The sequence below is a fragment of the Siminovitchia fordii DSM 16014 = CIP 108821 genome, from assembly GCF_000374565.1.
GTDB lineage: Bacteria > Bacillota > Bacilli > Bacillales > Bacillaceae_C > Siminovitchia > Siminovitchia fordii.
In genome coordinates, this window is sequence record NZ_KB894702.1 from 43,618 (window position 1) to 56,990 (window position 13,373).

A 13,373-nucleotide genomic window follows, 5' to 3' on the forward strand; every position below is an offset into this window, starting at 1 on the left:
ATGGATGATAAAATGCCGAAAATACTTACGCTATACCCCTATCAGCTTTCTTGTTTCCACCATGTCCCCACTACTTCACAGTCACCCCAAAGTTATCTCCGATTGTTGTATAAAAATCAATTTTCTTCCCACTATACTCGAAAATCCGCCGCGTGTTCATTTTGATATGCAGCTTCCTGTAATCGTAATATCTGAAAAACATCGTATGGCTTGCGACATTCAACTGTGCCAATAGATCCAGGGGCATTTCGATTTCAAACAGGTTCTCCCCAATACGATGAATAGGCAGCACGTGTTCATTCATTTCGTTGTCCCTCTGGCGAATCACAAAGCAGTTGATCTTATCCAGGTAGTCACCGTAGATGTTGACACGTAAAATGTATTGATCCTCTGTTTTGATATGCTCCTTGTAAACCGCCAACATGTTGATTCTTGCCCACTCATAGGGCTCCTCTAGCGGAAGCCGGTAATACGGCAGGCCATCTTCCCGGATCACCATTTCTTTTGTCGTATCTTTCAAGCTCCATTCAATCAATTTAACGATACTGTCATAGCGCTCCTGTTTGAATAGGTCGACAAGCACCCTATGCCATGGCTCAAAGAAATTCTCTGTAAAGTCGTAGCGCAGTCCCTCGGTCGTCTCGAGCACCTCTGCAAATTTTGAATAATACTTTCCTTTTTGGAGCGATCTTAGAAAATGGTGTCTGTTAAACAACCGCGTAATGCAATCAAACTCATACAGCCGGTTCAAAGCCATCCGCTCTACTTCTTCAGGGAGCCCCTTCTGGATGACATGTCTGATAACGGCCAGATTCGTATCGGTTTTTTCGAAAATGTTTGTTTTTCCCACAAGGCTCTTATTATCTTTAAAGCGGTTGACGTAATAGATCACGTCCTTGGTTGTTGAAATGCTGGGGCAACTCGTTATGACGTCAATGAAAAATTGTTTGTCTTCCGCAAATTTCATATCTGGAAAACGGCAATTGTGGTCTTTTAGAAATTGGGTCCTCATCATCCTGGCTGTCGGTCCAAGATGCTGGAAAATATGCGGAATCGAGCAGGGATTAATCGATTCCCGGTATTCGCAGCTGTTGTATTCGCCGGTGATGACATGCTTATTGTCCTCAACTTTTATGGTCCGACCGATTGCATAAGGATCTCCCGTTTTCTCCAACAAGTCATAAAGGGCTTTGATCCCCCCAGGACTTAGCCAGTCATCAGAGTCAATGAACATTGTATATTTACCATGTGCAAGCTCAATTCCGGTATTTCTAGGTTTCGCTGGTGAGCCGTTGTTATTTTTGAAAAAAACGGGAACGATGTTCGGGTAGGCACTAGCATAATCCAAAATGATCGAGCGGGAAGCGTCCCTTGATTTGTCATCAATGATAATGAATTCGATCTCGTCAAAACCGATTGTTTGATCAATTACAGAATCAATTGTTTTCCGCAGTGTTTTTTCTGCATTAAATACAGGCATGATCAAGGAGACTTTAGGATTAGTTGGCCTGTTTGTCGGATGAATATAATAACCTTCTTCATTATATTTAAATGAAATATCGGCTGGTTCAGCCGGTTGTTTAGAAAAGATACGGTTTAAAAAGGTAAGCATCTTAGACCTCCATATAATAATAAACACTATCATTATTTTCATTGAACGATTTTTATAAACATCAAAGGTTTATGTACTTATTCATTGGACATACTTTGGGTATGTGTGGTGATCATAAATGAAAAAGAAGTTGAAAAAACGTCTGAAAAAAATATACAAAAAGCTGTTCAAATTAATGAGCATTTATTTGCCAAAAAATCGACGGCTCATTATTTTTGAGAGTTTTTCAGGCAAGCAGTACAGTGATAATCCAAGAGCGATTTATGAATATATTCAGAATCATTACTCGGATTATAGCATGTACTGGAGTGTGGATAAAAGAAAAATTGATGATCTTAAAGATCATAACATTAAAATTGTCCGCCGTTTCTCCCTCAAATGGCTTTTTTTAATGACGAGGGCAAAATATTGGGTAACGAATTGCCGGCTGCCGCTTTGGGTCAGCAAATCCCCCCAGACCGTATATGTCCAGACATGGCATGGCACTCCCCTGAAACGTCTTGGTTTGGACATTGAGCAGGTCCATATGCCGGGAACAAATACGAAGAAATATAAACGGAATTTTACGAGGGAAGCAGCAAAATGGGATTATTTGATTTCCCCAAATGGCTATTCCACTGAAATATTCAGGCAGGCATTTGATTTTAAGAAAAAAGTGATTGAGTCCGGGTATCCGAGAAACGATTTTTTAATCCAATCCAATAATGCCGTGGCGTCCGCTAAGATCAAGAACGCTTGCGGGCTTCCTATTGATAAAAAGGTGATATTGTACGCTCCGACATGGAGGGATAATCAGTTTTATGCCAAGGGTAGATATAAATTTGACCTCCAGCTTGATTTGGATGCGATGAAAAAAGAGCTTGGAGATGAATATATCATTTTGCTCAGGCTCCACTATCTCGTTTCGGAGAATCTTGATTTGTCAGGGATGGAGGGCTTCGTGTTCGATGTTTCATCTTACGGAGACATCCGGGATTTATATCTCATTTCCGATCTATTGATAACTGATTATTCATCCGTATTTTTTGATTATGCCAATCTGAAGCGGCCGATGATCTTTTTCGTCCACGATATCGAAGAGTATCGGGATCAACTGCGCGGGTTCTATTTTGATTTCGAAAAAGAAGCACCTGGACCGCTTGTCCGAACGACGGAAGATGTAATTAAGGAAATCAGGGCAATTGATCAACATAGCTTTACGCCTTCTGAAGACTTTTATAAAAAATTTTGCCATCTGGAAAACGGGAGGGCCAGTGAACAGGTCGTGAAAGAAATATTCCAATTGTAAAGAGGCGGGATTTTTGTGAAATCTGCCGTTACCGTTATTAAAGAACTCATTGAAAATTTTTATCTAGTCAGAAGACTGTCAATGTATGAATTGAAAAGCAAAAATAAAAGCAATTATTTGGGAATGACCTGGGAATTCTTGAATCCTCTCATCCAAATATTGATCTATTGGTTTGTATTTGGAAGCATACGTCAGCGGGCCGGAATTGAGGTGGTTCCCGGATATGAGGTTCCTTTTATTTATTGGCTGTTGGGCGGCTTTATTTTATGGACGTTCTTTTATCAGTCGACAATTCAAGGGTCAAAATCCATCTATACAAGATTGCGTATGCTATCAAGAATGAATTTCCCGATGAGTGTCATTCCCGCCATCGCGATTTTTTCACAGTTTTATACACATGTTGTACTGCTTGGAGCCACATTTTTGATTTTCCAGCTCGGCGGCTTTTATGTCAGTGTATATTTTCTTCAAGTGATCTATTTCATCGTTGCTTCTTTCAGTTTGGTATTCGCCATTTCTCTTATTACATCCACTTTGTCAACAATCATCAGGGATGTGCATATGTTTTTGAATGCGACGCTTCGAATGCTGCTCTATCTGTCGCCGGTCCTTTGGCAATTTTCCATTTTGGAAGAACCTCTGCCTACCATCTTGAAAGTGAACCCTTTGTATTATTTGATCGAGGGCTACCGCTCGGCATTGTTTGGCACAGGATGGTATTTCTTGGAGCATTGGCAATACTCCCTTTATTTCTGGGGAGTCGTCATCATCTTATTTTTACTCGGAGCGAAAATTCACGTGAAATTCCGCAGGCACTTTATTGATTATTTATAGGGTGTGAAGAAGATGGAGAAAGCAATCATCGCAAGAAATATCACAAAAAAATATAAGCTCTACAGCAATGATAAGGAACGCATATTTGATCTTATTTTTCCAAAAAGCTATGGAGAGGATTTTTATGCGTTGGCAGATGTAAGCTTTCAAGCGGAAAAAGGCGAATCGGTCGGCTTCGTCGGTATGAACGGGTCAGGGAAATCGACCTTGGCGAATATCATTGCCGGCATTGTCCCCGAAACATCCGGAAGCGTGGAGGTGTACGGACAGGCCTCTCTCATTGCAGTGGCTGCCGGGTTGAACGGCGATTTAACGGGCAGGGACAATATCGAGCTGAAGCTGTTGATGCTCGGTTTTTCCAAAAAGGAAATTGTTGAGCTGGAGCCGGAAATCATTGATTTCTCAGAGCTTGGAAAGTTCATTGACCAGCCGGTGAAATCCTATTCGAGCGGAATGCGGTCGCGGCTCGGATTTTCCATTTCAGTCAACGTCAATCCGGATATATTGATCATCGATGAAGCTCTTTCTGTCGGGGACAAAGCGTTTGCCGAAAAAAGCCTGGATAAAATGAAGGAATTCAAAAGTGAAGGGAAGACGATGATTTTTGTCAGCCATTCCTTAGGGCAGATGAAAAGGTTCTGTGATAGAATTTTATGGCTTGAATATGGGATGATCAGAAAGTATGGAACTGTTGAGGAAGTGCTTCCCCAATATGAAGAATTCCTCAATGAATTTAAGAGGCTGTCAGGGAAAGAAAAGGAAGCATATAAGGAAGAAGCGATGGTTAAGCAACGGGAAATGTTAAAAAATCCAGTTTTGTAAAAAATATTTATAAATTGTATGTCTCACCGTCTAGTATTTAGATTATAATCCTCATAAGACAGTCATAATTTTCCAATGGAAGGTCGAGAGGATGAGACATATTAAAAGAGCTCTTATTTGTTTATTAATCATATTGTTTGGTATGCCTGCTTTAGCGTCTGCGGAGACTGAAATAGAGGTGGATTCAAATCCGAGTATGCAGGTAAGCCCGGAAACAGGGGAACCGGCCACTACCGTTTCAAATCAACCTGCCAAAAACTATATGTTGATCAGTAATGAATCGGTGAATCCTAACAGCAAACAATTTACAGGAACACCTGTCATTAACAATGAAAAATATCGTTTGGAGAAAAATCTAAGTCCGGAAGCCTTTAAGATGGATGTAAATCTTCCGTTTGATACCGAGAAATTCGAAGACCGGAAGATGGAGAGTAAGTCCTTGATGTATAAAACGCTCAATAAAGTAGGATCAAATCGCTATTTTAATGTTTTTGATTTTGACAAATTCATAGAATATAAGATTCAGGCCCAGCTTCTTTATACAGGAGAGAAGGTGAATGTGTGGGGGTATGGTAAAAGTTTTACAAAAGAACATGCGCAGATGCTAGGCAGTGAATTTGATAACAAAATCTACAGCGCGGTTACTAATAATTTTGGCAATGAATCGGATGTGGACGGCGACGGTAAGATCAATATTCTCTGTTATGATATAAAAGATGGATTCAAGTATAGCGGAGGATATATAGCGGGTTATTTTTACTCGAGAGATCTGTATGATGCACCAGGATCGAACCGATCAGAGATTTTTTATATCGACACCTACCCGACAATGGGCCTGGATTCAAAAAAAGATGTCACGGCGGCATACAGTACTTTGGCCCATGAATTCCAGCATATGGTGAACTTTAACCAAAATGTCTTGGTTGAAGGCGGCAAGGAGATGGACCCATGGCTGGATGAAGGTCTGGCAATGGCTGCAGAGCAAATTTATACAGGCAGTGTGTTAAAAGACCGGATTGATTATTATAACTCATCCTATTCCGTTACAAACGGTCACTCCCTTTTATATTGGGATGATTATGGGGATGTACTTGCCAATTATTCTCTATCCTATCTTTTTGCTCAGTATGTGAAGGTACAATCCAAACAGGGTGACGCCATTTTTAAAGAAATCATCAGAGATTCGAATAACAACTACAAAGCTGTTGAAAAAGCAGCGAAGAAGTACATGGATCCTAAACTTACATTTGGAAAGTTAATGACGAATTTCCGTGCCGCCCTTCTTTTAAAAGAAAAAAGCGGTAAGTACGGTTTTAATAGCGAACCGGGCTTCAACACTATAAGACCTCGCATTTACAAGGGATCAAGTGCCAATTTAAGAGGCGGAGGTGCGGTGGTCAAAGAAGCAACGGGCTATGAAACGATCCCGACCTCTAAAGGAAAGAATATTGACTACACATTTTTTGGGCCCGGCGAACCGAGAGACCACACGGCCCCAGCAAGGCCGGCCGTACAAAAAGTGAGTGACCGGGATATTGTTGTAAAAGGGAGTGCAGAAGCGGGAGCGACGATTTATGTAAATACGGGCTCTACGACTTTAGGAAAAGCCGTTTCTACTAGTAAAAAATCGTTCTCGGTTACGATAAAAAAACAAAAAGCAGGGGCCAAGCTGCAAGTATATGCTGTCGACAAAGCTGGAAACAAAAGTGATCCTGCTACTCTGACAGTGATCGACAAAACGCCTCCAGCCAGGCCAACCGTTTCCAAAGTCAGTAATCGGGACCTGAAAGTGACTGGGAAGGCGGAGGCAGGCTCTAATGTTACGCTTAAGGCCGGCGGCAAGGTCATTGGGTCAGGCACGGCCGATAAAGCCGGCAAATTTGTGGTGAACTTGAAAGCAGCCCGTAAAGCGGGAACTGCAATATATGTGACTGCTACTGACAAGGCCGGCAATGTCAGTAAAGAGCGTAAAGTCATTGTAGTGGATAAAATCCCTCCCAAAGTACCTACAGTAAATAAAGTAACAATAAAAACAACAACCGTAAAGGGAAAAACGGAGAAAGGAGCTACTGTCTCTGTAAAAGCCGGAAAAAAGGTACTTGGTACATCCAAGGCTAATAACAAGGGTAGTTTCACTGTCAAAATAAAAAAACAAAAAGCCGGAACGGTGCTGAAAATATATGCAAAAGATCAAGCCGGAAACACGAGCAAGCCGGCAAAGATCACAGTTAAAAAATCTTAGCAGGGAATAAAGCTGTCCTCATAGGACGGCTTTTTCTTATGGGTATTCCTCCATTTTTTAATCCCAACATATGATTTTGCCTCTTTGTTAAAAATATTCAAGCTTATAAATATGTCACATTATAAAAATTCAAAACCCGAAGGATGCAAAATGTGACAAATCCCTCTAGTATTTTGCATAACAAATGTATAGCTTTTTCCTAAGTAAAGCACTATAATAAATGAAACGTTCTTTTTTAAGAACAAAAAATTAGAAACTATTAACACACTACCAATGTGTCCTTTTTAATCACTTTTTGTTCTTTATAAAGAACCACATAAAGGGAATCTACTCCCTCTAAAAAATCCAATAAGAAAGGCGTGAAACCCAATGGATTGGAAATCAAACATGACTCATTGGCTGAAGCACCTGCCCCTTGAAGATCCTTTAAGAATAGTATTACAGAATGAGCCTAACCCTGAAGATTGCTTTTGCAAAAATTTGGAGTTCGGTACCGCCGGAATCCGCGGCCGTATGGGCCCTGGAACAAACCGCATGAACATTTACACCGTACGAAAAGTAACGGCAGGCTTGGCGAAATATATGATGGAACAAGGGCAAGACGCGATAAAACGAGGCGTGGTGATTGCTCACGACTGCAGGCACCTGTCCCAAGAATTTGCTATGGAATCGGCGAAAATTTTCGGGATGTATGGAATACGCTCTTTCCTTTTTAAGGATCTCCGTCCCACGCCAGTGCTGTCATTCGCTGTTCGCTATCTGAGCGCATATTCCGGCATCATGATCACGGCCAGCCATAATCCGCCAGATTATAATGGGTTAAAAATGTATGGGCCGGACGGAGCACAGCTTCCACTGAGAGCAGCAGACAGATTAGCGGATATAATTCAAACGGTTGAATCTGAATGCTTACTGGAACCACCACATGAAAAGGAACTTCAACAGCAGGGGTTTATTACATATATCGGTAAGCAAATCGACAATGCCTACCTCGATTCTCTCGCTGCAATTCGGTTGAATAAAAAGGTACAGAAGGATTTACGGATAGTGTTCACCCCTTTGCATGGAACAGCTATGCATCATGTGCGAAAAGGTTTAAACGCAGCCGGATTTTACAATGTAACTTTAGTGAAAGAGCAGATGTACGCCGATCCTGATTTTCCTACAGTTGAATCACCTAATCCCGAGGACCATGCTACGTTTGAGCTTGCCATCCAGTATGGAGAGGAATCTGATGCAGATATCTTATTGGCGACGGATCCAGACGCCGACCGTCTCGGAGTCGCGGTAAAAAATTCATCTGGTGAATATGTCGTCTTAACCGGAAATCAGTTGGGAGCGCTTATGCTGCACTATTTACTCAAGCAAAAGAGCTTGCCACGCAACGGTGCCATCATCAAAACAATCGTCACTTCGGAGTTGGGAAAAGCCATCACATCTGATTTTTCAGTTAGAACTCTAGATACACTGACAGGATTCAAGTTTATTGCGGAAAAAATAGACGAATTTGAAAGAACGGAAGAATTTAAGTTTCTTTTTGGGTATGAAGAGAGTTGTGGTTATCTAATAGGAGATTTCGTTCGCGAAAAGGACGCGATCCAGTCTGTAGTTTTCGTTGCAGAAATGGCAGCTTATTATAAAAAACAAGGGAAGTCCCTATACGATGTGTTGTTGGACCTCTTTGAACAATACGGGTACTTCCAAGAATCGGTGCAATCTTTAAAATTGGAACGAAAGAAAGGCCTTGATCAAATCGGGCGCATAATGAACGCTTTTCGAACGGAGCCTCCAAGCCGAACCTTGGTGCTAGAAGATTATCTTGCCCGTGAATCCATACATGTCCCAAGCGGAACCAAGACTCCTATTGATTTGCCTAAAGCAAATGTGCTGAAATTCAAGTTTGCCAATGACTCGTGGTTATGCATCCGTCCCTCAGGAACCGAATCGAAATGCAAATTTTATTTTGGGGTAAAAGGGAAGTCCATAGCGGATAGCAGGGGAAAACTCTTAAAGCTGGAAAAAGAAGTGATGGATAAAGTTGAATCGTTAAGAGATTATATGGGCACTGGAAAATAGTCATCCAGGGCTTTTTTTATGTTAAATCTCCTGTTATCAAAAATAGATAGAAATCCGCCCGGATTAAATGAATATAGCCCGAAAAAGGCGGTATATGATCTGTACGATGTAAAGGATGATCCGACAGTGCCAAATATGATCGGAGACCATAACATCAAGAAAAGGGTTCAGCGGAGCTGAACCCAGTCTAATCTACATACTCTTTTATGGCCTCTTTCCAGAGAATGTAACCTATTCCCGTCAAATGGATTCCATCCACCGTATATTTTTCTGGAAGCTGATCATTCTCTGCAAAAATGGAGTAAAGATCGATATATTGAACTCCGGCATTTTTCGCCAAAGACCGCAGCTCTGTGTTCATTTTCTTGATTTTATCATTTGATAATATTTTCCCGTATTTCTTATTGTTAATAGGAAGCAAACTCTGTATAAAAATTTCCGTTCGTGGCGACTCTGATTGAATCCAGTTTACGATTTTTGAGTAGTTTTGGATCGTTGAAGAAACACTATGGTACTTCAAATCATTTACACCAATCAAAAGGAAAACTTGTTTTGGTTGAGCGGCAACCACGTTGTCCAGTCGCTCAAGGACCCCTGCTGTTGTATCACTGCCAATGCCTCGGTTGATCACATTTTTTCCAGGAAAAAGCTCACTCCATTCGGTGCGGAAGGTCAGGCTGTCTCCTAAAAATACAATGGAACCCTGCGGTATTGGGAGTTCGTTAAATAAAGTTGTTCTTTCGAAATAATGGAAGCCCGTTCTCTTTGCTGCAATCGACTTTTTTCCCCCGGCATCAACTTTATCGAATTTGATAAAAGTAAGACCGATGATAAGAATAAAGAGTAAGTTTAATCCAATAGAAATGAAAAGAACGCGTTTTAGTTTTCCGTACATGTTGCACCTCTAGATAGTTGGTAGTACAAGAGTACCATAAAAAAGCTTGAAGTTTTACATGTATGTTATGTTTTTTGCAAAATTATTGACTTCGCTCTCCGCACTCCTTCGGGGTATATGACCAAAACCACAGAAAAGGCCCAGCCCCAGGCTGAACCTCTCCTTACTTTGCTATAAAATAATCTCTCAAGAACTCGAACCATACCTCGTGACCTTTCTCATTAGGAGCACTTTGCTGATCCTGTAAATAGGTACGAAGCTCTTCATTGCTCTGATCAGGCCATTCGGACCAATGATCCAAGTAATCAAGCCCTTCCGCATTGGCGAAGGCTTTCAACTGGTCAACTTGCCCAGGGTAGAAAGTAGCACCATGAATCGGATGAGGCGGCTGCAGCACAACAACGGCATCTTTTACATCGGAAATAAATGTTTTGATATTTTCATGGTTGTCTTCGACTTCTATATTTCCGTTGTCATTCAAAGTGAACGGCTCAAACAATACAAAATCCGGTTTGAACTTTGCCACTTCTTCAGCGTGTCCATTGGTGATAAACTCGTCGGATTGTTCATCATATTCGAAGATACCGACCTCTACAGCGTTGCCATATGCCTCACTCAGTGCATCTTTTAACATGACAGACCATCCGCCATCCTCCTTGCCGATGGACTCCGAACCGACAAATGCGATTTTATAAGGTCGTCCCTCCGAAGTAGCCTTCTTGAAAGCATCTTGAGCTTCCTTTGGCCAGTTTGCTGACACAGTCAACAAATCTTCATCCACTGAAACAGGCTTCTTGGTTTTAGCTTTTTCTTTTGCCTCGACTGGTTCCTTTTTCTCCACCGGAGTATGAGCGCTTGTCTTTTCTTTCCAGTAAAAATGACCGGCAACCAGAAAAAGGAACGTTGCGATGACAGCCAATAAAGTAATAAACTTACGCATATGAATCCTCCATAAATTGTAAATATGTAAAGCAATTGTAATAAACGTTATAAATGTGAAATAGAAATGGTATAGCTTTTTTCAATTATACGACATATAATCGTATTTAGCGGTTTATTTTTACAAAAAAATCTATGATTAACATGCCACAAATTTAAAGGTTTGTCTAGGAGGATAACATGGAAGAAACAATCAGCCTCAGAGAGCTTATGGAGACCATCCGAAAGCGTCTCAACTTAATCGTGCTCATTACCATGGCTGCCGTCCTGATCAGCGGGATTGTCAGTTATTTCGTTATTACACCGATCTACCAATCTTCTACTCAATTATTGGTGAATCAGGCGAAAAGTGACCAACCAATCGTGAATCCAGGGGAAATTCAAACGAACCTGCAGCTGATCAATACATATAACGTCATTATTAAAAGTCCTGCCATCTTAGATCAGGTCAATGAAGACTTGGACTTGGGTATGACCGTAAGTCAGTTGAATGAAAAAATCATAGTGCAAAGTGAAAAAGATTCACAGGTTGTCAATGTAACGGTACAGGATCCCGATCCTAACAAAGCGGCTGAAATTGCCAACCAAATTTCAACGGTTTTTCAAAAAGAAATTGTAGATATTATGAACGTCGATAATGTCAGCATCCTGGCAAAAGCGGAAGTAGGGGGAAATCCGTCACCGGTCAAACCCAAGCCGCTTCTTAACATTGCGATCGCCTTCATTGTAGGACTTATGGCAGGAATTGGAGTTGCTTTCCTATTGGAGTATCTTGACAATACTGTGAAAACAGAGCAAGACGTTGAGAAATTACTGGAACTTCCTGTACTTGGTGCGATTGCCACTTTTGAGGATCAGGATATGCAAAAAATGTCTCGTACAGAAAGAAGTCCAAGACTGAGGGGTGAGACAGTTGGTTCGAAGTAGTAAAAGTAAGAAAGGTATGCAGTCCACGAGGCGAAAGCTTATAACAAAGCTGAATCCAAAATCCCCAATTTCGGAACAATATCGGACAATACGGACGAATATTGAGTTCTCCTCTATAGATGATGAGATTCGCAGCATTATGGTCACATCTTCAGGGCCAGGTGAAGGAAAGTCGACTACAACGGCAAACCTGGCAGTCGTATTCGCTCAGCAAGGAAAACGCGTGCTGCTCATTGATGCAGACCTAAGAAAACCGACTGTGCATTACACATTCGGCATCACGAATACATTCGGTTTAACAAATGTATTGACTCGACAAATGGAAATACAAGATGCTATCAAAACGACGAATGAAGAACTTCTGCATGTGTTGCCTTCAGGGCCGATTCCGCCAAATCCGGCTGAATTATTAAGTTCAAGAGGGATGAAGGAGTTTTTTGAAGAAGCGAAAGGTGCATATGACATGCTCATTTTCGACACGCCTCCAGTTTTGGCAGTGACAGATGCCCAAATTCTCTCGAATCAATGTGACGGGACTGTCCTGGTCATTTCGAGCGGAAGAACAGAAATAGAAGCCGCGACGAAAACAAGAGAGTTGTTGGAAGCCGCCAACGGCAAAATTCTGGGCGTTGTTTTGAACAATAAAAAGATGAACAAAAACAGCAATTATTACTATTATTATGGGACAAACTGATCGTTTGACAAGTTTTACTATTTACTGATAAGGAAATTCCAGTAAAATGGTAATATATGAATATAGTATCTATTTATAAGGAGGAAACCGCATTGATAGATATACATTGTCATATATTACCCGGTATTGATGACGGCGCTGCTGATTTTACTGAGAGCCTGCTCATGGCTCAAAAGGCTCAAGAAGAAGGCATTAAGAAGATCATTGCAACGCCGCATCATCAAAATGGAAAATATAACAACTTCAAAGAGGATATTATTCAAAAGGCAAGTGAGTTGAATGACTACCTCAAAAGTGAACAGGTCAAGTTAGAAATTCTACCAGGGCAGGAAACCCGGATTTACGGGGAAATGGTCGAGGATTTCGACAAAGGCGAGATCTTAACGTTAGCCAATATTTCATCTTATGTATTCATCGAACTGCCGTCCGGTCATGTGCCGCGTTACACGGAGCAGCTTTTGTTCGATCTCCAGATGAAGGGACTCACTCCTGTTATTGTGCATCCTGAGAGGAATTCCGAGCTGATCGAGCAGCCGGATAAATTGTACAAAATGGTAAAGAACGGCGCGGCTACACAAATTACTGCTGCAAGTTTCGTCGGTTATTTCGGGAAAAAGATCCAGAAATTCACCGCTGATCTAATCGAAGCCAACCTTACGCATTTTTTGGCATCAGACGCACATAATACGACCAATCGGACGTTTAAGATGGAAGAAGCTTTAGAGACAGTTAAGCAGCAATATGGAACTGATTTGTTATTTATGCTTTTGGATAATGCAGAAGCCATTGTGGAAGGACAAGATATCTTTAGAGAAATCCCTGAACGAGTTAAAAAGAAGAAATTCTTTGGCCTCTTTTAATACCAAAGAGTTGGAAGTTTTCGGTTATGCCTCCTTTCCGTTATCAATGGAGACACTCGGCCATGCCGTGGGTGGGACAGATATCCTAGCCTTAGACGCCTGTCGTCAATGGTGTGGTGTGAGGATGGGTTGGATGCCCCCTATTTTACTTTATTATTAGCTTAAAGGTGCTAAATGTCTAATG

11 protein-coding genes and 1 pseudogene are annotated in these 13,373 nt (G+C 41.3%); 9 read left to right on the plus strand and 3 right to left on the minus strand.

The annotated features are described in order from the left end of the window. Nucleotides 1-70: 70 nt before the first annotated feature. A complete protein-coding gene (locus C509_RS0118125) occupies nucleotides 71-1,612 on the minus strand; it encodes a glycosyltransferase family 2 protein (protein ID WP_018708350.1) in 1,542 nt (513 codons plus the stop codon). Between the two features lie 124 nt (nucleotides 1,613-1,736). Here C509_RS0118125 and C509_RS0118130 point away from each other — a divergent pair. The 6 genes and pseudogenes from C509_RS0118130 to C509_RS26615 all read left to right on the plus strand — a co-directional run. Further along, nucleotides 1,737-2,900, plus strand: a pseudogene (locus tag C509_RS0118130) (CDP-glycerol glycerophosphotransferase family protein); the annotation flags it as partial. A gap of 15 nt (nucleotides 2,901-2,915) precedes the next feature. Next, complete coding sequence (locus tag C509_RS0118135; RefSeq protein ID WP_018708352.1) at nucleotides 2,916-3,734, plus strand: ABC transporter permease; 819 nt, start codon at nucleotides 2,916-2,918, stop codon at nucleotides 3,732-3,734. Nucleotides 3,735-3,746: 12 nt separating this feature from the next. Further along, nucleotides 3,747-4,556 (plus strand): teichoic acids export ABC transporter ATP-binding subunit TagH, encoded by an 810-nt coding sequence (tagH, locus tag C509_RS0118140; protein WP_018708353.1) that lies wholly within the window; start codon nucleotides 3,747-3,749, stop codon nucleotides 4,554-4,556. A gap of 91 nt (nucleotides 4,557-4,647) precedes the next feature. Beyond that, nucleotides 4,648-6,798, plus strand: coding sequence for an Ig-like domain-containing protein (locus C509_RS25220; RefSeq protein ID WP_018708354.1), 2,151 nt, complete (start codon nucleotides 4,648-4,650; stop codon nucleotides 6,796-6,798). Between the two features lie 369 nt (nucleotides 6,799-7,167). Beyond that, on the plus strand, nucleotides 7,168-8,874 hold the full coding sequence (locus C509_RS0118155) for a phospho-sugar mutase (RefSeq protein WP_018708355.1): 1,707 nt from the start codon (nucleotides 7,168-7,170) through the stop codon (nucleotides 8,872-8,874). 18 nt (nucleotides 8,875-8,892) lie between these two features. Beyond that, entirely contained in the window at nucleotides 8,893-9,054 is a 162-nt protein-coding gene (locus tag C509_RS26615) for a hypothetical protein (RefSeq protein WP_018708356.1), read from the plus strand. 7 nt (nucleotides 9,055-9,061) lie between these two features. Here the strand turns inward: C509_RS26615 and C509_RS0118165 are convergent, their stop codons facing one another. After that, nucleotides 9,062-9,769 (minus strand): GDSL-type esterase/lipase family protein, encoded by a 708-nt coding sequence (locus tag C509_RS0118165; RefSeq protein ID WP_018708357.1) that lies wholly within the window; start codon nucleotides 9,767-9,769, stop codon nucleotides 9,062-9,064. A 163-nt stretch (nucleotides 9,770-9,932) separates the two neighbouring features. After that, nucleotides 9,933-10,709 (minus strand): SGNH/GDSL hydrolase family protein, encoded by a 777-nt coding sequence (locus C509_RS0118170; RefSeq protein ID WP_018708358.1) that lies wholly within the window; start codon nucleotides 10,707-10,709, stop codon nucleotides 9,933-9,935. A 179-nt stretch (nucleotides 10,710-10,888) separates the two neighbouring features. On the opposite strand from C509_RS0118170, the gene C509_RS0118175 reads away from it, so the two are divergent. The 3 genes from C509_RS0118175 to C509_RS0118185 all read left to right on the plus strand — a co-directional run bounded on the left by C509_RS0118175 (nucleotide 10,889) and on the right by C509_RS0118185 (nucleotide 13,189). Continuing rightward, a complete protein-coding gene (locus tag C509_RS0118175) occupies nucleotides 10,889-11,635 on the plus strand; it encodes a YveK family protein (protein WP_018708359.1) in 747 nt (248 codons plus the stop codon). 16 nt (nucleotides 11,636-11,651) lie between these two features. Further along, nucleotides 11,652-12,329, plus strand: coding sequence for a CpsD/CapB family tyrosine-protein kinase (locus C509_RS0118180; RefSeq protein WP_033370359.1), 678 nt, complete (start codon nucleotides 11,652-11,654; stop codon nucleotides 12,327-12,329). Nucleotides 12,330-12,421: 92 nt separating this feature from the next. Continuing rightward, a complete protein-coding gene (locus C509_RS0118185) occupies nucleotides 12,422-13,189 on the plus strand; it encodes a tyrosine-protein phosphatase (protein ID WP_018708361.1) in 768 nt (255 codons plus the stop codon). The last annotated feature ends 184 nt before the right edge of the window (nucleotides 13,190-13,373 follow it).